The organism is Brevundimonas sp. KH_058, assembly GCF_057838505.1.
Map to the genome: position 1 here is coordinate 2,413,787 of NZ_CM174469.1, position 18,610 is coordinate 2,432,396.

The following is an 18,610-nucleotide window of genomic DNA, read 5'->3' on the forward strand; positions in this document are numbered from 1 at the left end:
CGGAGTCCCGACGTGCAGCCCTATATCCTTGTGATGGAAGACGAGGACGCGTTGGCGACCCTTCTTCAGTATAATCTCGAAAAGGAAGGCTACGACGTCGCCGTCGCCGCCGACGGCGAGGAGGGCATGCTCCAGATCGACGAGCGCCTGCCCGACCTGGTCCTGCTGGACTGGATGCTGCCCAAACTGTCGGGCATCGAGGTCTGCCGCCGCATCCGCGGCAAGGCCGAGACGCGCAATCTGCCGATCATCATGCTGACGGCGCGCGGCGAGGAGAGCGACCGCGTGCGCGGCCTGGACACCGGCGCCGACGACTATCTGACCAAGCCGTTCTCGATGGTCGAACTAATCGCGCGCATCCGCGCCGTCCTGCGTCGCATCCGTCCGGGTCTGGCCGACGACCGCCTGAACCACGGCGACATCATCATCGACCGCGTCTCGCACCGGGTGAAGCGCTCGGGCCAGGAAGTGCACCTCGGCCCGACCGAGTTCCGCCTGCTGGACCACTTCATGCAGCACCCCGGCCGGGTGTTCAGCCGCGAACAGCTTCTGGACGCCGTCTGGGGCTCGGACGTCTATGTCGAGGCGCGCACCGTCGACGTCCATGTCGGACGCCTTCGCAAGGCCCTGGCCATCGCCGACGAAAGCGCCAACCCGATCCGCACGGTCCGCTCGGCCGGCTATTCGCTGGACCTGGAAGGCTGATCTGTCAGATTTCGATCTGCTGTCCGCGATAGAGCAGGCGCAGAATACGAACCTCGCCTTTGTCTTCATCAACGACAAAGACCAAGGTCACGCTTTTCTCGAAGCCGATCAGACGCACGCCGGGCAAGATATCGTCCCGGACTTCCGCACGCATTGGATAGTGCGTCAGGCGAAGGCTGAACGACCGAAGTCTTTCCGTGTAACGGTCGGCGGTCTTCCGCCCTGCGTTTTCAGCGATCCAGTCGTAGATGGTGTCGAGGTCGGCAAGGGCGCGCCGCGAAAAGACCAGGCGCCACGGCCTCAACCCGCGGCCTTTCTGGCGAGATAGCGAGCCTCTAGCCCGGCGAAGGCCTCTTCGGCCGGAACGCCCGGCTCGTCGCCTGACTTCCACGCGTCATAGGCGGGCCTGACCTTCTCGCGCACCCAGGTCGCGATGTCCGGGTTCTGGCCGAGCAGGTAGCTCTCCACGCTCTCCACCACATAGGCTTCGGCGGTTTCGGAAAAGCCCGAGGCGACCTTGGCGTCGATCTCGCGCGCGGTCTCCTCGGGCAGTTCTACGGTTATCTTGCGGATGGCGGCCATGGTGCGATCCTCTCACAAAACCACCCAGGCCGCCACCGGCTCAGATCTGTTCGGCGACCACTTCGTCGGGGTCCAGCGCATAGACCGTCGCGCAGTATTCGCAGGTGACGCGGATCTTGCCGTCGTCCTCCAGCATTTCGGCGCGCTCGGCCGGGTCGAACGAGGCCAGGACCGAGGCGATGCGACCACGTGAGCAGCGGCAGACGGCGCTCAAGGCCCGCGCGCCCTCAAGCCGCACCCCGTCTTCGTGGAACAGCCGGAACAGCAGGGTCTCTGGCGAGATGGTCGGATCGACCAGTTCGTCGTCGCCCAATGTGCCGAACAGGGCGCGCGTACGGTCCCACACCTCTTCCGTCGAGCCGCGTGCGTCGTCGCCGGCGATGATCTGGATCATCGCCCCGCCGGCCCGCCATTGCGATCCGGTCTCGGTCTGAACCTGACCGACGGCCAGATGCACCTTGGTCGGCACTTGTTCGGACTGCTGGAAATAGTGTTCGGCCGCCAGCGACAGGCTTTCGCCTTCGATGGGGGTGATGCCCTGGGTGCGTTCGAAGTCCGGGCCGCGGTCCAGCGTCATGATGAAGACGCCCTGGCCCAGCAGCGACCGGGCGCCGGGACGGGCGAACCCGCCCGACGCCTCGGCGACCTCGGCCTCGTCGTAACGGCAATAGCCGCGCAAGGACCCGTCGGTGCCATAGTCGGCGACGACATAGCGCACCGGCCCGTCGCCCTGGGCCTGAACCAGCAGCCGACCTTCGAACTTCAGGCTGGAGCCGATCAGAGCCGCCAGCGCGCAGGCCTCGCCCAGAAGGGCGGCGACCGGCTCGGGATAGGCGTGGGCGGCCAGGATCTTGTCGATCGTCGCGCCCAGGCGGACCAGGCGACCGCGCACGGGCCAGCCCTCGATCTGGAAGGCGGCGGCCAGATCGTCGGAAACGGGGGTGTGAGACGCGTGATCGGTCACGGCGAGGTCCTTTGGCGACGTCATTTCGGGATCGCGGCTATTTAGGCGCCCGCAGGCGTGATGATAAGGGGGCAAGGCGTTCGGGCTGCGGCCGGGTCTTCTGTGCGCGGATTTGTGCAGCTTTGCCGCATGCGACGGAACCGTTTTCGGCCCGGTTCGCTCTTTTCGCACAAGCGGAGCCGCCGTTCCGCCGATCACCCACGCCATCACCACCAAAGAGGTTCTGCCGATGCTCCGCGATATCGATCCGATCGAAGAGATTCGCAAACATCCCGGCATCACGGCAGGCGGCCTTGCCGCCGTCGTTCTGGGCGCGGTCGCGGTCGTCTATCTGACGCAACGCAGCGGGCCGACCCGCTATCAGCGCATCAAGACCCGCATCGACCCGCGCGGATGGGTGGACACGTCAGAACTGCGCGATCGCTTCCATGACGCCGTCGACGCCTTCCGTCACCGGGCCGAGGATGCGGGCGAGCGCGCCGGTGAACTGTCACGCGACGCGCGCCATCGCGCCGCCGACGCCGCCTATGACGCGCGCGACCGGGCCGACGAATGGTTCCGCTCGGCCCGCAAGGACTCCAAGAAGGCGCTGAAGAAGCACGGCAAGACCGCGCGCCGTTACGCCGACGACGCCGGCGCCTATGCCCGCGATCATGCGCGTGAGGGTGGGGCGCTTCTGGCTGTCGCCACCATCGCCGCCGCTGTCGGCGCGGCCGTGCTGGAAAGCCGTCGTCCCGACAGCCGCGTGCGCCGCATCGTCCGCTTCTGATATTTTCTTGCCGCCCGCCGTGTAAAAATCGCGACGGGCGGCAAGGTTTAAGCGCAACTGAGCCCCATCATCAGCACGGCTTGGCTTTGCCGCAGGCGCGAAGGCCGCTAAGACGCCGGCCATGAGCGCGCGCCCCACCCTGATCTTCGACTTCGATTCGACCCTGGTCGATTTCGAGACCCTTGAGGCCTTGGCCGACATCGCCTTGGCGGATGCGCCGGGCGCGGCTGAGACGCGCGCCCAGATCGCCGCCCTGACCGACCAGGCCATGGCCGGAGAACTGGAGTTCGGCGAGGCACTGCGCCGTCGTCTGGCCTTGCTGCCCCTGACGCGCGCCCATGTCACGACGCTGGCGCTGACGGCCCCGGATCATTTGACGGCGTCTGTGCGCCGCAACCTGAACTTCTTCCAGCAGAACAAGGGCAAGGTGATCATCATCTCTGGCGGCTTCCGCGAGGTGATCGCGCCGGTCGCCGAGGAACTGGGCGTCTCGCCCGACCGCATCCTGTGCAACGACCTGGTCTATGATGCCGACGACCGCGTGATCGGCGTGGACGACGCCAATCCCCTGTCGCACGCCAACGGCAAGCCGGCCGCCATCCATGCCCTGAACCTGTCGGGGCGAGTGGTCATGATCGGCGACGGCTGGAACGACGCCGAGGTCAAGATCGCCGGCGCCGCCGACGCCTTCTACGCCTTCACCGAGGTCGTGCGTCGCGCGCCGGTGGTTCAGGTCGCCGACGCCGAGGCCGCGTCACTAGACGAGGTGTTGCACGCCGAGGGTCTGGTCGGCCGCTGGTCCTTCCCGCGCAGCCGCATGAAGATGCTGCTGTTGGAAAACATCCACCCCGCCGCCGTCGAGCGGCTGGAGGAGGCGGGCTATTCGGTCGAGACGGTCAAGGGCGCACTGGACGAGGACGACCTGATCGCCGCCATCAAGGGCGTCCATGTGCTGGGCCTCCGCTCCAAGACCACGGTCAGCCGCCGGGTGCTGGAAGAGGCCGACAAGCTGATGGCCGTCGCCGCCTTCTGCATCGGCACCAACCAGATCGACCTGGACGCCGCCTCCGATCACGGTGTGGCGGTCTTCAACGCGCCCTATTCGAACACGCGCTCGGTCGTCGAATTGGCCATCGGCCTGATGATCGTCCTGATGCGCGACGTGGCGGACAAGTCGGCGGCCATGCACGTCGGCAAGTGGAACAAGTCCGCGACCGGCTCCAAGGAGCTGCGTGGCAAGACCCTGGGCATCGTCGGCTATGGCGCCATCGGCAGCCAGCTGTCAGTGCTGGCCGAGAACCTGGGGATGCGGGTGCTGTTCTACGACCTTTCGGAGCGATTGGCCTTGGGCAACGCCCGGCGGATGCGGTCGCTGGACGCCTTGCTGGGCGAAAGCGACGTGGTCACCCTGCATGTCGATGGTCGCAAGGACAACGCTGACATCTTCGGCGCGGCGCAGTTCGCCCGGATGAAGGAAGGCGCGCTGTTCCTGAACCTGTCGCGCGGTCATGTGGTCGATGTCGGCGCCCTGTCCCAGGCCATGGGGTCGGGCCGGGTCGCGGGGGCCGCCGTGGACGTTTTCCCGGAAGAGCCGCGCACCAACGCCGATCCGTTCGAAAGCCCGCTGCAGGGCCTGCCCAACATGATCCTGACGCCCCACATCGGTGGCTCGACCGAGGAGGCGCAGGAGGCCATCGCCGAGTTCGCGGCCGAGCGGCTGCTGGGCTATCTGAACCGGGGCGACACCACCTTCAGCGTCAACCTGCCGAACGTGCAGTTGGCCGAGGTGTCCGGCACGCACCGCATCCTGCACATCCACAGGAATCAGCCGGGCGTTCTGGCCGAGCTGAACCGGGCGCTGGCGTCGGCGGGCCTGAATATTCTGGGCCAACATCTGAAGACGGACGAGCGCACGGGATACGTCATCACCGACGTGGACCGCGACTATGACCCGGAGGCGCTGCGCGAACTCAAGACGGTGCCGGGCACGCTGAAGTTCCGCACTTTGCAGTAAGCGTTCGATTTTCCTCCGAAGGCTGACGTTGCGGCATCTTGCGCTCTGCGCCAACTGGCGCATCCTCTCTTCCAACGGCCGCGAACCATGACGGCTGCGGGAGGATTCATATGTCACGCTATCTCACCGGCGGCGCCGTCGCCGTTCTGGCGCTCGCCGCCTGCGCCTTTGCAGGCTCGGCCTCGGCCCAGACCTACAACCGTCTCGTCGTGTTCGGCGACAGCCTCAGCGACAACGGCAACCTTTTCCTGATCTCGGGCGGGACCCAGCCGCCGTCGCCGCCCTATGCCCGCCGATTCTCGAACGGACCGACGTTTGTAGAACTGCTGGGCTTCAACGCCGCCAACTTCAACGGCTCGGTGACGGGCAGCATCAACTACGCCTTCGGCGGATCGCGCACCGACGCCTCCGCTGGCGTGCCGTTCGGCATGCTGAACCAGCTGTCGCGCTACACCACCGCAGGCGGCCGGTTCAGCTCGACCGATCTGGTCAGCGTGCTGGGCGGCGCAAACGACATCTTCCAGGGCCTGCCCGCCGCCGGCGCCTCCGCCAGCCCGGTCGCCGCCATCACGCCGGTCGCCACGACCGCCGCGGCCAACATCAACACCCTGGTCAACACCGTTGCGGGCGCCGGCGCGGGGACCATCCTGGTCACCAACCTGCCCAAGCTCAGCCTGACGCCTCAGTTCCGCGGCACGACGGCGGCTCCCCTGGCCGATTTCGCCGTCACCACCTTCAACACCGCCTTGCAGACCGGCCTGACGACCACGGCCGCCGCGCAGCCCGGCAGCAACATCGTCATGATGGACCTGTTCAAGGTGGGCGACACCCTGGCCGCCAATCCGGGCCTGTTCGGCATCACCAACATCACCCAGCCCTGTTTCAACGGGGTGACGGTCTGCTCGAACCCCGACAGCTATTTCTACTTCGACGGCGTCCACCCGACGGCGGCGGGGCATCGGATCATCGCCCAACTGGCGACCGACTACCTCTACTATGGCGACATCGGCGCCCAATCGACGCTGCAGGGCGAGACCACCTATCGCCACCGCGAGGACGCCCTGGACGCGGCCGGCGAGGCTCTGTCGGGCCGCGAGGCCTGGGAAGCCGGCGTCTTGGTCACCACGGCGGCCCTGATCGACAGCGTCGATACGGACGCACGCGGTTCAGTGACAAGTTCCTCCAGCAACGGTTGGGGTGGACGGATCGCGCTGGAGGCCGGACCCTCGGCGAACTGGCGCTTCGGCCTGGCCGGAACCGCGCGCAAGACCGATGTCGAGAGCCAGGCGTTGAACTTCAACGTCGAGACCTTTGGCCTGGACGTCTATGGCGGCTGGCGCTCGGGCGATGTCTTCGTCAACGCCGCGGTCGGCGTGGCGCGCGACAATATCGACGACATCCAACGCACCACCAGCCTGGCCCCCATCGTCCATACCGCCGAGACGCGGGCGCTCAGCACCGGCGCGCGCCTGCAGGGCGGGATGTGGTTCGACATGGGCCGCATCGCCCTGTCGCCCCGCGCGGCCCTGGCCTATGTCTCCAGCGACGTGGACGGCTATTATGAGCAGGGCGTGGCTGCCCAGTATCAATATGGCGACCGCACGGTGAAGGCCTTGACCGGCGAAGTCGCCCTGCGCGCCGAGGCCGAAATGGGCCGGTTCGGCGTCTTCGCAGAAGGCGGCTATCGCGACGCCCTGGACGACAGTTCCGACCCGGTGCGCGTGGGCATCTTCAACAACCCGGCCCAGGTGCAGTCGCGCGAGATCGCCGATCCGTTCGGCGGTCAGTTCCTGGCGTCGGCGGGCGTCGAGGGGGCTGTCGGGCCGGTCAAGGTGACGGTGTCCTATCGCGGCCGCTTCGGCGAACGCGCCGACAGCCACCTGGGCGGCATTCAGCTGACGTTGCCGCTCTAGGCGGCAGGAGCGGGAAGGGGCCTCAGCGCCCCTTCTTGCGCACCCACATGGCGGCGTCGGCCTCGGTCAGCCAGGTCTCTGCGTCGGTATGGCCGTCCCAGGCCCGCACGCCGAACGAACCGCCCAGTTCGGTCTTTTGCCCGTCCCAGACGAAACCTTCGCTCTTCAACGCCTCGGAAAGTTGTCGCGCCTTGGCTCGGCCCTCTTCATAGCCCGCATGCAGCATCAGCAGCGCGAACTCGTCGCCGCCCAGCCGGCCCACGGCGTCCGACTCGCGCAGATTGGCCAGGAACAGCTCCGCCACCGCCACCAGAGCCGCATCGCCGGCGGCATGGCCCAGTCGGTCATTGACGCTCTTGAACCCGTCCATGTCCAGATACAGCAGCACCGCCGGCATTCCGTGACGCTGGCAATAGGCCATGGTGCGATGCAGGGCGGTGACGAAACCGCGCCGGTTCAGGGCGGGCGTCAGCACATCGTGGTCGGCGGCGGCCTCGGCGGCGGCGGCGCGCGTCTTCCACGCTTCCAGCTCGACGCGCAGGCGCTCGATCTCGGCGGTCAGGTCGTGTTCGGCCACGTCGGTCACGGCGCAGGGATGGCTCCGAAGGCGCGACTCAGTCTGCGTCGCGCGGTCGAACGATGGTAGAGCGTGATCCGCCGACATTGAAGGCCGACAATAAGGGCCTGGAGGCGTGAAACCGCCCGCGTGCGGTTGCGGGCGTCACCCGCGTGCTGTAACGGGCGCCTTTCCGCGAGGGGCCTTACAGACATGGCGACTTCCGCACCGCCGGTGGCGATCATCATGGGCAGCCGGTCCGACTGGCCGACCATGAAGCTGGCCGCCGACCGTCTGGACCAGCTGGGCGTCGCCTGGCAGGCCAAGGTCGTCAGCGCACACCGCACGCCCCAGCGCCTGGTCGAGTTCGCCACGGGCGCCAAGGCCGCAGGATACAAGGTGATCATCGCCGGGGCCGGGGGCGCCGCCCATCTGCCGGGCATGGCCGCCTCCATGACCGAACTGCCGGTGCTGGGCGTGCCGGTCCAGTCCAAGGCCCTGAAGGGGATGGATAGCCTGCTGTCGATCGTGCAGATGCCGGCCGGCATTCCGGTCGCCACCCTGGCGATCGGCGAGGCGGGCGCCGCCAACGCCGGCATCCTGGCTGCCCAGATCCTGGCCCTGTCGGACGAAGGGTTGGCGCAACGCCTGGCCGCCTTCCGCACCGCCCAGACCGATTCCATCGCCGAAACCGTCGAGGACTGAGTGCCAGATCTGCCGCTTCCCCCCGGTTCGACCCTCGGCATCATCGGCGGAGGCCAACTGGGCCGGATGCTGAGCCAGGCCGCCTCGCGTCTGGGCTTCGATGTCGTCATCCTGGACCCCGAGGCCGACAGCCCGGCAGGCCGCGTCTCGGCGCATCAGATCGTGGCCGCCTATGATGATCCCGACGCCCTGACGGCCTTGGGTCGGGCAGCCGACGTCGTCACCTTCGAGTTCGAAAACGTCCCCGCCGAGTCCATCGAACGCCTGGCCGAGGCCGGCGCCCTGGTCGCGCCGGGACCGACCGCCTTGCGCGTGTCGCAGGATCGGGTGGACGAGAAGACCTTCCTCAACGCCGTCGGCGCACCGACGGTCGATTTCGTCGTGGTCGATACGCTGGACGATCTGGTCGTCGGCCTGACCACCCTGGGCGTGCCCGCCCTGTTGAAGACCCGCCGCGAAGGCTATGACGGCAAGGGCCAGGTCTGGATCCACGCCATCGAGGATGCGCCCGCCGCCCTGGAAAGCCTGGGCTGCCGTCCGGCCATTCTGGAAGCCAAGGCGACCTTCGTGCGCGAGTTGTCGGTCATCGCCGCCCGCGACTGGGACGGCCATATGGCGGTCTATCCGTTGGGCGAGAACCGGCACGAGGGCGGCGTCTTGCGCACCACCCTGGCCCCGGCCGCCATTGACGGAAAGACCCAGGTCCGCGCGCGCGCCATCGCAGAGGCGATTCTGGACGGGCTGGATTACGTCGGCGTCCTGGGCGTCGAACTGTTCGACCTCGGAGACAACGTCATTTTGGTCAACGAGATCGCCCCGCGCGTCCACAACACCGGCCACTGGACCCAGGACGGCTGCGTCTGCGACCAGTTCGAACAGCATATTCGCGCCGTCGCCGGCTGGCCGCTCGGCCCCACCAATGCCCACGCCCGCATCGAAATGACCAACCTGCTGGGCGACGAGGTCGAAGACTGGCGCAAGCTGTCGGCCAAGTCCGACGAACGCCTGCACCTCTACGGCAAGGCCGAGGCGCGGCCGGGCCGCAAGATGGCGCATGTGAATCGGGTGTTGGGGACGGTCTAACTTCTTCTTTCGTCATCCTCCGGCAAGCCGCGTCTTCGCGGCGCAGACCGGGGGACCCAGCGGCGCCGAAGGCGATGCGTCCGCAACTTGATGTTTGAAGATCGTGCCCGCGACAGGTTCGCGCTCACGCGCGCCGCTGGGTCCCCCGATCTCGCTACGCTCGTCGGAGGATGACGAAAGAAGAGAAAGCTACCCCTGCGCGCCGTATCGCATCCGGCTCAGCGCATCGCTCAACTTGCGGAACGGCGCGTCGAAGTCCTTGCCGGCCTTCCACTTCTCGAACGCCATGACGTTTTCGATCCTGCGCGCGACGAAGGCTTCCGCCGCCTCGCGGCCATCGAACCAGCGCATGGTCAGAGCTGGGATCAGGATGCCCGACAGGATCGTGCGCTTCGAATAGTGATTCCAATCGGTCGCCTCGTCTCCGGCCCAGCGCCACAGATGGTCCGCGCTCTCCCAGGCCAGTTTGAGCCCCAGGTCGGCGTTGATGGGCAAAGCCAGGAAGGCGGCGCAGCGACGCGTGGCCTCCAGGTCGGCGGCGCCGGCCTCCATTCGTTCGGACACGGCGCGGGCGATTCGCTCGCGAATCTTCAGCGACTTGGCGTCGATCTGGCCCAGGGCCGCCAACGCTCGCGCATCGTGACGGCGCGACAGCAGGGCGGCGAGGTCGCGCGCGGCGTTGGGCAGCAGCAGTTCCTCGTCGCCGCGCGACAGGCCGCTCGCCTCGCAGGCCTCGCGCACCAGCCGCGCGTTCCAGCCCAGGGCGGGCGCACGGGCGATGGCGGCGTCCAGCACTGTCTGTTCGGTCCGGTCGGCCCAGTCTGTCGTGTCGATCATGCGGCGATCATACGCCTGTCGTTGCGGCGTTTCGAGCCTTGAAGAATGGTCGCGACGATCTGGACACGAGAAGGCGGCTCGTGTATCAGCGCGCCTTCATCCGAGAGCCTTAACTTTCGGAAGACGATTTTATTTTGTTCGCCCGTCTCCCTCACAGGACGCGGCGGGCGGCCAAAGGAGAGTTCAACCTGGTACAGATTTTCGTTCGCGATAATAACGTCGATCAAGCGCTCAAAGCCCTGAAGAAGAAGATGCAACGCGAAGGCAGCTTCCGTGAAATGAAGCGCCACGTGCATTATGAAAAGCCGTCGGAAAAGCGCGCCCGTCAAAAGGCCGAGGCGATCCGTCGCGCTCGCAAGCTGGCCCGCAAGCGCATGCAGCGCGAGGGCCTGTTGCCCGCGCCGAAGCCGCGCGTTCCCGGCGCTGGCGCCGGTGGCGGCAGCCGGTAAGACTCTGGCGTAAGCCAAAAGATTTGAGGCCGCCTCCGAAAGGAGGCGGCCTTTTTCTTGTCTCCTCCCTGCGAAGCGGGGAGGGGGACCGCGTAGCGGTGGAGGGGCTCTTGAAGTCCCACTGGCGCCTGTGATGCGGTAAGAAGAGCCCCTCCGTCACGGCGCGAAGACGCGCCGCGCCACCTCCCCATCGCTGCGCGATAGGAAGGAGACGGATTGGCCCCCTACGTCCGCCCGGTGATCGCTCTTCCGAAGCTCTTCCAACTCAGCTTCACGTCCGACAACGCGCCTGCGCGGAAGGCCCGCCCGGCGATCCAGACCATCAAGGCGGCGGTCGCGAACATGCCGATCAGGGTCAGGATGATCTCGATCAGCGGCGGATCGCTGGGCGCGCGGGCGCTCATCAGGAAGGGGGTGAAGAAGGGGATCCACGACAGCACCTTGACCACCGGCGCGTCCGGGCTGGTTAGCGCCATCTGCATGACCAGGATCGGCACGACCAGAATCATCATGATCGGCCCCATCAGCGTCTGGGCGTCGCGCGGCGTCTCGCAGAAGGCGCCGATGGCCGCGAACAAGACCGCATACATCAGGTATCCGCCGACCATATAGGCGATGAAGTAGAAGATCAGGCCGTCGTGCAGCAGCACCTCGCCGATCGTTGCCGCCGTCTCGGGGGAGGCCGACAGCAGGCTGAAGGTCCCGATCCCGCCCCACACCCCCATGACGGTCAGGGTCAGCAGCGCCACGCCCAGCACCTTGCCCGTCAGGATTTCGGTTGCCGAGGCCGAGGACAGCAGCACCTCCAGGATCTTGTTCGACTTCTCCTCCATCACGCTGTTCAGCAGGATTGAGGCGCCGGTGATGACCAGCGACCACAGCAGGAACCCGGCGCCCAGGCCGATGAAGGAGGGGATGCGGTCGCGCATCGAGACCTCGCCCCCGCTGGCGGCGTTGGGCGAAAACGCCTTCACCTCGGGCCGAAAGGTCTGAACCTCCTGAGCCACAGCCGGTGCCACACCGGCGGCGGTCAGAAGTTCGGTGCGTCTTGCGTCTCGCAAAGCGGTGCGAACGAAACTGGACACGTCGTTGTCGGTGGCGCGGGCGGTCCAGACCTGGGCGGCGGGCTTGCCGTCGATGCGGTTCAGGAAGACCACGGCGTCCAGACGGCGGTCCTTGGGCGCCGTCTTGTCCAGCGCGGCCTTGATGGCGGCGTCGCGCGCCGGGCCGGTCGCATCGGCGATAGCGGGCGGGGCGGCGACCAGACGGATCTTGGGGCCGCTGATGGAGGCCACGGCGCGCCCGGCGCCGGCCTGACCCTTTTCGGCGGCCTCGCGCAGGCGTTCGTTCTGGCGATCCAGATCGGATTGCAGCGAGGCGCGGACGGCGGCGGCCAGGCCCGTCGCGGCCGGCCCTTCCTCGATCACCGCCACTGCCTTGATTGGCTCGGCCGAACGGATCAGCAGGGGAATGCCGCCGCCCAGAACGGCGAACAGCGGAAACGCCAGCAGCGACAGCCAGAAACCGACGGTCTTGGCATAGGCGACATATTCGCGTCGCGCGATCAGCAGGGTGCGGTTCATCGGACGGCCTCTGCGGGAACGACGGGTTGATCGGGATGGTCGCCGGTCAGGCCGATGAAGGCGTCGTGCAGCGTCGGCTCCTTCAGCGCAAAGCCGCGCACGTCCAGCCCGTTCAGGAAGGCCGTCTTCAACGTCTCCTGGCCGCCTGCGCCGGGCGACAGGGCGATCTTCAGCCGGCGCACGCCGTCTTCGTCAGACAGTGTCTCGACCCCCGCCACCCCGGGCAGGGCGGCGGCGGCATCCGCGCTGATTGCGCCGTCCAGATCAAGGAAACGGGGCGAGGTGGACTTGGCCTGATCCACCGTGCCCTCGAACGCCTTTCGCCCGCGCGCCAGCAGCACGACCTTGTCGCACAGCCGTTCGGCGTGCTGCATCACATGGGTCGAGAACAGAACCGTGGCGCCGTTTGCAGCCAGGTCGCGGATCATGGCTTCCAGACCCTGTTGGTTCATCGGGTCCAGGCCGGAGAAGGGCTCGTCCAGGATCACGAACTCGGGCTGATGCACGACCGAGGCGATCAACTGGACCTTCTGCGCCATCCCCTTGGACAGCTCCTTCATCTTCTTCTTTTGCGCCTCGCCCAAGCCCTGCTGCTCCAGCATGGCCTTCGCGCGCTTCTTGCCCTCGGCGACGGGCAGGCCCTTCAGGGCGCCGAAGAAGCTGATGGCCTCGACGGGGGTCATCTTCTTGTAGAGGCCGCGTTCCTCGGGAAGGAAACCGATCCGGTCGCGCACCTTGCGCCCGTCGTCGGCCCCCAGGATCTCAATCCGCCCCGACGTCGCGGGCTGCAGGCCCAGGATCATCCGCAGGGTCGAGGTCTTGCCCGCCCCGTTCGGCCCCAGGAAGCCGCAGATCGACCCCTTCTCGACCTGAAAGCTCAGATCGCGCACGGCGTCGAAATCGCCGTACCGCTTGCCTACGCCGTCCAGCGTCAACGCCGCCATGTCGCCCCCCGTCCTGTGACGGTCAGCCTAGCAAGCGAGGCGACGCGGAGGCCAGCGGCAATCGTCGGATGTGGGCGGTGTCGCCTTCAGTCTTGGAGACGGATGACTTGGTTGTCTACGCCTTGGATGCTTTGGCGGGGTTGTGCGCTCGAACGCCAACGCACGGTTTGGCTCGTGCCCTCGATGACGATCCGGGCGTTGGGCTTGAGGTTGATCGTGACTTGATTGTCCGTTCCGGCCAACTCAAGCCCGGCGCATTCGCCCGTGAACGTCAGAACGTTGCCCGCTCCGTCAACCTGAACCGACCGGCCTTCGCAGGCGATGGTGCTGGTCTGTCCGACGCCGGAAATTTCGATCTTGTCGGCGTCGCGGCTGGACGTGCCGACTTGGCCTTGGGCGACGGCGGCGAGAATGGCGAGAGCGATGAGCGTCATTTGATCTCACAAGCTGAACTGCAAGAGACGGATGAACGCCCGTCTGGATCGTTCGATCCCTTCAGCGAGCGCGGCATTCCGCGCCCGTCACACCTTGGGTTTGACCGTGACTTCGAAATGGCGATCGACGACCTTGGTCGGGTTCACCTGGGCGCCGTCTCGACGGACTTCGAAATGCAGGTGCGGCCCGGTGGAATAGCCGGTGGAGCCGACCAGGCCGATGCGCTGACCCATCGTCACGGCGTCGCCGTTCGCCACGTCGATGCGGCTGAGGTGGCCGTAAAGCGTGCTCATGCCATTGGGGTGGCGCACCTCGATAAAGTTGCCATAGCCTTCGGGATCATAGCCCGTACGGACGACTTCGCCTTCGGCGGCGGTGAAGACGGTCGTGCCTTTCGGGGCAGCGATGTCGACGCCCTTGTGCGCGCGGGCCCTGGCCTCGATGGCCAGTTTGCGCAGGCCGAAGGGAGAGTTGATCGCATAGCCGCGCACGGGGGCGGAAAAGGCGATCTGGCGCGTGATCGGCCCGGCCTTTTCGACTTCGGCCTTGACCGGCGGGGCGACGGGGATGGCGATCTGGGCGGGCGGCGGGGTGGCGGCTTCACGGGCCGCATTGGGCGCGGCGGCGGCGGCGAAGACGGCCACGGCGGCGAAGGCGGCCGTCTGGCCGGAGTGGATCAAAAGGGTCTTGCACCGCGCCAATGGCGCGTTGGTAAGCAGGCGTCGCATTCGGCGGCGTCTCCAGCGTCTTTACGCTCTGGAATGAAGGCACGCGGCGCCCGACGGCGCACGGCGTTCCGTGGAAAGGCCGGCTTATGCCTATCGGCTGGGGCGACTTTGGGGCTGTGGCGGGGCGGCGGATGGTCGCACGGGGGAACCGCCCGTCGCTAGTCAGGCGATGATGTCGGGCAGGATTTCGTCTTCGATCTTCACGATCTCGTCCTTCAGCGCCAGCTTCTTGCGCTTCAGCCGAGCCAGCATCAGCTGGTCGGGAACGGCGGCCAGGCTCAGGGCGTCGATGGACGCGTCCAGATCGGCGTGCTCCTGCCGCAGCAGTTTGACGCGGGCGTGCAGCGCTGCCTCTTCTTCGCTGATGTCTGGAAGGTCGTCGTTCATCGTGTCATCCCCGGACGCTTATAGCCAAGCCGTCGTCAGGCCGGAAGGGCGTCGGCAAGGCGGATCAGCGCCGGTCGTGGCGTGACGGAGGCCCAGACCCGCGCCGTGGCGATCAGGGCCTCGATGGCCGGCCGGGCCGGACCTGAGGGTTCGGGCGCCAGCGCGTCCAGCGCTTCCAGCAGATGTCTTTCCGCCTCAAGCTCCAGCGCCTTGATGCGGTTTCGAACCGCCTCGCGCGGACCGTCGTCGATGTCGGGGATGGGGGCCTTCAGCGTGCGGCGCACCGAACGCAGGGGCGCGACGACGACGCTGTCCCAGGCGCGGGCGGTGTCGCAGGCGGCCTCAATGGTCTCCGCGTCCGGCTTGCGGCCTGTCGCCGCCACCCAGCCGGACCACAGCAGCACCGCCACGTTCTGCTCATGGCTGTCCTGCAACGCCAGACAGGCCTCGCCCACGCCCGGCGCGCCATAGGCGGCGATCGCCCAATCCCACAGCCGCATTATTTCAGGCCTTCCCAGCGCCTTACCGCGCCCCAGTCCAGGCCGAACAGATCCAGCGTCCTTCCGACCGACTGATCCACCATCTCCAGGATCGAAGCGGGCTTGGCGTAAAAGGCGGGCAGGGGCGGGGCGATGATCGCGCCCATCTCCGTCAGGGCCGTCATGGTCCGCAGGTGGCCCAGGTGGAACGGCGTCTCGCGCACCATCAGCACCAGCGGCCGCCGCTCCTTCAGCGTCACATCAGCCGCGCGCGTCAGCAGGCTGGAGGTCACGCCCGTGACGATCTCGCTCATCGTCTTGACCGAGCAGGGCGCCACGATCATGCCCAGTGTACGGAACGAGCCGGAGGCGATGGTCGCGCCCACATCGGCCAGTTTGTGAACGACGGACGCCTTGGTCGTCAGCTCGTCGGGCGACAGATCCGTTTCCTGCGACAATGTGAGCAGGGCGGCCTTGGTCACCACCAGATGGCTTTCGACGCCCAGGTCGTTCAGCGCATCCAGCATGCGCGCGCCGTAGATCGCTCCGGAAGCCCCTGAAATTCCGACCACCATCCGGGCGGGCGGGTTCCGTATGGCTCCGTTCACATCATCGACCATTTTTGGGGTCAGCCTCCGTGGGGTCCGGCGAGACGGGCTGTCACTGGAAAGTGATTCCACAGCCTGCCAAACCGGGCGCTCACTCTACTGGTCCCTAACCTGAGGAGGCGCAAGCCATGACCATCGAGGCTCGTATTCGCGAACTGGGTAATCGTCATCGTAGTCTGGATGAGACCATCCAGAAGGAGCTTACCCGCCCGTCCACGGATCCGTTGCAGGTCAGGGCGCTGAAGCAGAAGAAGCTTCGGCTGAAGGAAGAAATCACCAGTCTGGAGGCACGTGCGCACTAGCGTCCCACCTCCCGAAAACGACGACGGCCCCGGAGATCGCTCTCCGGGGCCGTTTTCGTTTCGTGAAGCGAGGATCAGTCCTTGGTGCCGAACACCGAGGCTGCGGTCGGTTCTGCGGTCGGACGCTGACGAGCTTCCGGCACGAACTCGGGCTCGGCCTCGACCTGTTCGACGGGTTGGATGGTGCCGCCGCCCTTTTTGAGGTCGTCCTTGGTCTTCTTGTCAGCGGCCTTCTTGACGATTTCGTCCAGGGCCAGCTGGCCGACTAGGCCCAGGGTGACGGGATCGACCGGCTTGATGTTGGCGCTGTTCCAGTGGGTGCGGTTGCGCACGCTCTCGATGGTGGACTTGGTGGTGCCCAGCATCTTGGCGATCTGGGCGTCGGTGACTTCCGGGTGATTGCGCACGAACCAGGCGATGGCGTCAGGGCGGTCCTGGCGACGCGAGACCGGCGTATATTTCGGGGCCGGCTTGGCCGACTTCATCAGTTCGGCGTGACGGCTGACGATGGCCTTCATCCGGTAGTTTTCGTCGCCCTGGGCCTTGTCCAGTTCTTCGCGCGTCAGTTGGCCGCCCGTGACGGGGTCGACGCCACGGATGTCGCGCGCCACGTCGCCGTCGGCGATGCCGCGGACTTCAAGCGGGTGCAGGCCGCAGAAATCGGCGATCTGCTCGAAGCTGAGGGAGGTGTTGTCGACCAGCCAGACCGCAGTGGCCTTCGGCATCAGAATGTCGCTCATGGGGCGTTCGTCCCGGTGTTGTTAAGCCGCCGAATGGGGCTTCGGCTGGCGTTGAATACGACGGCGCCCGGCCTTTCGACCGGGCGCGTAGTGTTTCGATATAGGCCTATTCGCCCGAAAAGAAAACGCCGACCGACAATCCTATACAGCAACGGTTCATCCGCTCCGGCGCAACCTTCGCGGTAATGGAGCTTTTCAGCTTCGGGAGAGGAGAACCATCATGTCCCTGCTATTCGCTGCGGCCCTCGCAGCCGCAATGTCGTCCCCGGTCGAGCCGCAGCAGCAACGCGTTGCGCCGCGAGGCGGCTACGCTCAGAGTTGTACGGAATCCTATGTCAACCAGGGTCGGCTCTACGCCGACTGCCGCGACACGCGCGGCCAGATGCGCGGCACGTCGATCGAACTGGCGCGATGCGGCAATGAAGAGATCAACAACGACAACGGGCTGCTGGTCTGCGGACGCTTCCGTGGCGATTACGAGGGCAATCAGCCCGGTCGTCCCGGTGGCCCCGGGAATGGTGGGCCCGGCAACGGCGGACCCGGCAACGGTGGTCCGGGCTGGGGCGGCGGCAACGGCGGCGGTTGGGGCCGTTCATCCATCACCGTCTATGAGAACTCCAACTTCCGCGGCGCCTCGCGCGAGTTCACCAGCGAAGACCGCAACCTGGGTCGTACCCCGTTCAACGACCGGATCAGCTCGGTCCGCGTCCAGGGCCGTTGGGAAGTCTGCACCGACGCCGAGTTCCGGGGTCGCTGCCGCGTCGTCGAAGGCGACATCCGCAATCTGAGCGGCGGCTTCAACGACAACATCTCATCGCTGCGCCCCGTGCGCGGCGGCGGGCGCTACTAGACGCTCAAGACGATCTTGCCGATGTGCCCGCCGGCTTCCAGCTCGGCGTGTGCATCGGCAGCCTTTTCAAGAGGAAAGACCGCCTGAACCGGCGGTCTGACCGCGCCTGAGGTGACCCAGGGCCAGGCCATCTCCTCGACAGCGGCGGCCAGCCGGGCTTTTTCTTCGGCAGGACGGCTGCGCAGCGTCGATCCCGTCAGCGTCAATCGCTTCAGCATGATCCGCTGTAGGTCCAGCTCGACCTTAGCGCCGGTCAGCGAGGCGATCACGACCCACCGCCCGCCGGCGTTCAGGCTGTTCAGATTCAGGGCGGCGTAGTCGCGCCCCACCATGTCTAGAACCACTTCGGCGCCGCCCGCCGCCTTGATCTGCGCTTCCAGATCGTCGGCCGAGGCGTCCAGGCTGATGTCGGCGCCCAACGCTTTCGCTGCGCTGGCCTTGTCCGCCCCGCGCGAGGTGGCGATCACCTTTGCGCCCGCCGCCTTCGCCATCTGGATCGCGGTAACGCCAATTCCGCTGGTCGCGCCGTGGATCAGCAGGGTCTCGCCGGCCTTCAGCCCGCCGCCCTCGAACACATTGGCGAAGACGGTGAAGACGGTCTCGGGCAGCACCGCCGCCTGGCGGAAATCGAGACCCTCGGGGATCGGCAGGACATGCCGCGCGTCCACCACTGCCTGTTCGGCATAGCCGCCGCCGCCCAGCAGGGCGCAGACCCGATCGCCGACGCGCCAGCGGGTCACGCCTTCGCCGACGCCCGCAATCTCGCCTGCGATCTCAAGGCCCAGCACGTCCGACGCGCCGGGAGGAGGGGGGTATCCGCCGCTACGCTGCAACAGGTCGGGCCGGTTGACGCCCGCCGCCCGCACCCGAATCAGCACCTGTCCCGGCCCGGCGATCGGATCGGGACGTTCGGCGATCTTCAGCGCCTCGGCCGGGCCTGAACCGCCCTCGATCTCGATCACGCGCATCGCACGTCC

The 18,610-nt window shown here is 66.9% G+C and carries 23 protein-coding genes; 9 read left to right on the top strand and 14 right to left on the bottom strand.

Annotated elements, in window-relative coordinates:
• Nucleotides 1–12: 12 nt before the first annotated feature.
• Entirely contained in the window at nt 13–705 is a 693-nt protein-coding gene (phoB, locus tag AC3ISA_RS11805; RefSeq protein WP_135195153.1) for a phosphate regulon transcriptional regulator PhoB, read from the top strand.
• A 4-nt stretch (nt 706–709) separates the two neighbouring features.
• On the opposite strand, the gene AC3ISA_RS11810 is transcribed toward phoB, so the two are convergent.
• From AC3ISA_RS11810 to AC3ISA_RS11820, 3 genes are read right to left on the bottom strand one after another with little or no spacing between them, the layout of a single operon-like run.
• Nucleotides 710–1,009 (bottom strand): type II toxin-antitoxin system RelE/ParE family toxin, encoded by a 300-nt coding sequence (locus AC3ISA_RS11810; protein ID WP_372693412.1) that lies wholly within the window; start codon nt 1,007–1,009, stop codon nt 710–712.
• Nucleotides 1,006–1,287, bottom strand: a complete 282-nt coding sequence (locus tag AC3ISA_RS11815; RefSeq protein WP_489178035.1) for a ribbon-helix-helix domain-containing protein — start codon at nt 1,285–1,287, stop codon at nt 1,006–1,008. Before AC3ISA_RS11815 ends, AC3ISA_RS11810 begins: the two co-directional genes overlap by 4 nt.
• Before the next feature lie 40 nt (nt 1,288–1,327).
• The gene (locus AC3ISA_RS11820) at nt 1,328–2,251 is read right to left on the bottom strand and encodes an Hsp33 family molecular chaperone (protein ID WP_489178036.1); all 924 of its coding nucleotides are present in this window, start codon (nt 2,249–2,251) and stop codon (nt 1,328–1,330) included.
• Nucleotides 2,252–2,480: 229 nt separating this feature from the next.
• On the opposite strand from AC3ISA_RS11820, the gene AC3ISA_RS11825 reads away from it, so the two are divergent.
• From AC3ISA_RS11825 to AC3ISA_RS11835, 3 genes are all read left to right on the top strand, one after another.
• Complete coding sequence (locus AC3ISA_RS11825; RefSeq protein WP_489178037.1) at nt 2,481–3,020, top strand: hypothetical protein; 540 nt, start codon at nt 2,481–2,483, stop codon at nt 3,018–3,020.
• A gap of 121 nt (nt 3,021–3,141) precedes the next feature.
• Nucleotides 3,142–5,034 carry a phosphoglycerate dehydrogenase gene (gene serA, locus AC3ISA_RS11830; protein ID WP_489178038.1) on the top strand — a complete coding sequence of 631 codons (1,893 nt, stop codon included), beginning with the start codon at nt 3,142–3,144 and terminating at the stop codon, nt 5,032–5,034.
• Nucleotides 5,035–5,144: 110 nt separating this feature from the next.
• Nucleotides 5,145–6,947, top strand: coding sequence for an autotransporter domain-containing protein (locus AC3ISA_RS11835; protein ID WP_489178039.1), 1,803 nt, complete (start codon nt 5,145–5,147; stop codon nt 6,945–6,947).
• 22 nt (nt 6,948–6,969) lie between these two features.
• Here the strand turns inward: AC3ISA_RS11835 and AC3ISA_RS11840 are convergent, their stop codons facing one another.
• Nucleotides 6,970–7,533: a GGDEF domain-containing protein gene (locus tag AC3ISA_RS11840; protein WP_489178040.1), complete on the bottom strand. Its 564-nt coding sequence runs from the start codon at nt 7,531–7,533 to the stop codon at nt 6,970–6,972.
• 183 nt (nt 7,534–7,716) lie between these two features.
• On the opposite strand from AC3ISA_RS11840, the gene purE reads away from it, so the two are divergent.
• Nucleotides 7,717–8,208, top strand: coding sequence for a 5-(carboxyamino)imidazole ribonucleotide mutase (gene purE, locus AC3ISA_RS11845; RefSeq protein ID WP_489178041.1), 492 nt, complete (start codon nt 7,717–7,719; stop codon nt 8,206–8,208).
• Nucleotides 8,209–9,291, top strand: a complete 1,083-nt coding sequence (locus AC3ISA_RS11850) for a 5-(carboxyamino)imidazole ribonucleotide synthase (protein ID WP_489178042.1) — start codon at nt 8,209–8,211, stop codon at nt 9,289–9,291.
• A gap of 189 nt (nt 9,292–9,480) precedes the next feature.
• Here AC3ISA_RS11850 and AC3ISA_RS11855 read toward each other — a convergent pair whose 3' ends face one another.
• Nucleotides 9,481–10,128: a COQ9 family protein gene (locus AC3ISA_RS11855; RefSeq protein ID WP_489178043.1), complete on the bottom strand. Its 648-nt coding sequence runs from the start codon at nt 10,126–10,128 to the stop codon at nt 9,481–9,483.
• A 188-nt stretch (nt 10,129–10,316) separates the two neighbouring features.
• On the opposite strand from AC3ISA_RS11855, the gene rpsU reads away from it, so the two are divergent.
• Nucleotides 10,317–10,577, top strand: a complete 261-nt coding sequence (gene rpsU, locus AC3ISA_RS11860) for a 30S ribosomal protein S21 (protein WP_135195633.1) — start codon at nt 10,317–10,319, stop codon at nt 10,575–10,577.
• A gap of 224 nt (nt 10,578–10,801) precedes the next feature.
• On the opposite strand, the gene AC3ISA_RS11865 is transcribed toward rpsU, so the two are convergent.
• From AC3ISA_RS11865 to AC3ISA_RS11895, 7 genes are all read right to left on the bottom strand, one after another.
• On the bottom strand, nt 10,802–12,160 hold the full coding sequence (locus AC3ISA_RS11865) for an ABC transporter permease (protein WP_489178044.1): 1,359 nt from the start codon (nt 12,158–12,160) through the stop codon (nt 10,802–10,804).
• Entirely contained in the window at nt 12,157–13,104 is a 948-nt protein-coding gene (locus tag AC3ISA_RS11870) for an ABC transporter ATP-binding protein (protein ID WP_489178045.1), read from the bottom strand. Before AC3ISA_RS11870 ends, AC3ISA_RS11865 begins: the two co-directional genes overlap by 4 nt.
• An 86-nt stretch (nt 13,105–13,190) precedes the next feature.
• Nucleotides 13,191–13,538 carry a DUF3060 domain-containing protein gene (locus AC3ISA_RS11875; protein ID WP_489178046.1) on the bottom strand — a complete coding sequence of 116 codons (348 nt, stop codon included), beginning with the start codon at nt 13,536–13,538 and terminating at the stop codon, nt 13,191–13,193.
• Nucleotides 13,539–13,625: 87 nt separating this feature from the next.
• Complete coding sequence (locus AC3ISA_RS11880; protein ID WP_489178047.1) at nt 13,626–14,267, bottom strand: M23 family metallopeptidase; 642 nt, start codon at nt 14,265–14,267, stop codon at nt 13,626–13,628.
• A gap of 162 nt (nt 14,268–14,429) precedes the next feature.
• Nucleotides 14,430–14,654 (bottom strand): YdcH family protein, encoded by a 225-nt coding sequence (locus AC3ISA_RS11885; protein ID WP_159845282.1) that lies wholly within the window; start codon nt 14,652–14,654, stop codon nt 14,430–14,432.
• Between the two features lie 35 nt (nt 14,655–14,689).
• The gene (locus tag AC3ISA_RS11890; RefSeq protein WP_489178048.1) at nt 14,690–15,154 is read right to left on the bottom strand and encodes a TIGR02444 family protein; all 465 of its coding nucleotides are present in this window, start codon (nt 15,152–15,154) and stop codon (nt 14,690–14,692) included.
• Nucleotides 15,154–15,753, bottom strand: coding sequence for a UbiX family flavin prenyltransferase (locus tag AC3ISA_RS11895; protein ID WP_489178049.1), 600 nt, complete (start codon nt 15,751–15,753; stop codon nt 15,154–15,156). Before AC3ISA_RS11895 ends, AC3ISA_RS11890 begins: the two co-directional genes overlap by 1 nt.
• 116 nt (nt 15,754–15,869) lie before the next feature.
• Here AC3ISA_RS11895 and AC3ISA_RS11900 point away from each other — a divergent pair, with 116 nt between their 5' ends.
• The gene (locus tag AC3ISA_RS11900) at nt 15,870–16,043 is read left to right on the top strand and encodes a YdcH family protein (RefSeq protein ID WP_159845273.1); all 174 of its coding nucleotides are present in this window, start codon (nt 15,870–15,872) and stop codon (nt 16,041–16,043) included.
• A gap of 74 nt (nt 16,044–16,117) precedes the next feature.
• Here the strand turns inward: AC3ISA_RS11900 and AC3ISA_RS11905 are convergent, their stop codons facing one another.
• On the bottom strand, nt 16,118–16,783 hold the full coding sequence (locus AC3ISA_RS11905) for a DUF1013 domain-containing protein (protein WP_135195170.1): 666 nt from the start codon (nt 16,781–16,783) through the stop codon (nt 16,118–16,120).
• A gap of 220 nt (nt 16,784–17,003) precedes the next feature.
• On the opposite strand from AC3ISA_RS11905, the gene AC3ISA_RS11910 reads away from it, so the two are divergent.
• Nucleotides 17,004–17,633, top strand: a complete 630-nt coding sequence (locus AC3ISA_RS11910; RefSeq protein ID WP_489178050.1) for a beta/gamma crystallin-related protein — start codon at nt 17,004–17,006, stop codon at nt 17,631–17,633.
• Here AC3ISA_RS11910 and AC3ISA_RS11915 read toward each other — a convergent pair.
• A complete protein-coding gene (locus AC3ISA_RS11915) occupies nt 17,630–18,601 on the bottom strand; it encodes an NAD(P)H-quinone oxidoreductase (protein WP_489178051.1) in 972 nt (323 codons plus the stop codon). The two genes, AC3ISA_RS11910 and AC3ISA_RS11915, sit on opposite strands and share 4 nt — an antisense overlap.
• Nucleotides 18,602–18,610 lie beyond the last annotated feature (9 nt).

Coding starts and splice junctions, on each gene's coding strand:
- AC3ISA_RS11870 (WP_489178045.1), bottom strand. CDS start 13,104: ATGGCGGCGTTGACGCTGGACGGCGTAGGCAAGCGGTACGGCGATTTC.
- AC3ISA_RS11900 (WP_159845273.1), top strand. CDS start 15,870: ATGACCATCGAGGCTCGTATTCGCGAACTGGGTAATCGTCATCGTAGT.
- AC3ISA_RS11825 (WP_489178037.1), top strand. CDS start 2,481: ATGCTCCGCGATATCGATCCGATCGAAGAGATTCGCAAACATCCCGGC.
- AC3ISA_RS11865 (WP_489178044.1), bottom strand. CDS start 12,160: ATGAACCGCACCCTGCTGATCGCGCGACGCGAATATGTCGCCTATGCC.
- AC3ISA_RS11915 (WP_489178051.1), bottom strand. CDS start 18,601: ATGCGCGTGATCGAGATCGAGGGCGGTTCAGGCCCGGCCGAGGCGCTG.
- AC3ISA_RS11855 (WP_489178043.1), bottom strand. CDS start 10,128: ATGATCGACACGACAGACTGGGCCGACCGGACCGAACAGACAGTGCTG.
- AC3ISA_RS11905 (WP_135195170.1), bottom strand. CDS start 16,783: ATGAGCGACATTCTGATGCCGAAGGCCACTGCGGTCTGGCTGGTCGAC.
- AC3ISA_RS11875 (WP_489178046.1), bottom strand. CDS start 13,538: ATGACGCTCATCGCTCTCGCCATTCTCGCCGCCGTCGCCCAAGGCCAA.
- serA (WP_489178038.1), top strand. CDS start 3,142: ATGAGCGCGCGCCCCACCCTGATCTTCGACTTCGATTCGACCCTGGTC.
- AC3ISA_RS11815 (WP_489178035.1), bottom strand. CDS start 1,287: ATGGCCGCCATCCGCAAGATAACCGTAGAACTGCCCGAGGAGACCGCG.
- AC3ISA_RS11895 (WP_489178049.1), bottom strand. CDS start 15,753: ATGGTCGATGATGTGAACGGAGCCATACGGAACCCGCCCGCCCGGATG.
- AC3ISA_RS11835 (WP_489178039.1), top strand. CDS start 5,145: ATGTCACGCTATCTCACCGGCGGCGCCGTCGCCGTTCTGGCGCTCGCC.
- AC3ISA_RS11910 (WP_489178050.1), top strand. CDS start 17,004: ATGTCCCTGCTATTCGCTGCGGCCCTCGCAGCCGCAATGTCGTCCCCG.
- purE (WP_489178041.1), top strand. CDS start 7,717: ATGGCGACTTCCGCACCGCCGGTGGCGATCATCATGGGCAGCCGGTCC.
- AC3ISA_RS11880 (WP_489178047.1), bottom strand. CDS start 14,267: ATGCGACGCCTGCTTACCAACGCGCCATTGGCGCGGTGCAAGACCCTT.
- AC3ISA_RS11890 (WP_489178048.1), bottom strand. CDS start 15,154: ATGCGGCTGTGGGATTGGGCGATCGCCGCCTATGGCGCGCCGGGCGTG.
- AC3ISA_RS11885 (WP_159845282.1), bottom strand. CDS start 14,654: ATGAACGACGACCTTCCAGACATCAGCGAAGAAGAGGCAGCGCTGCAC.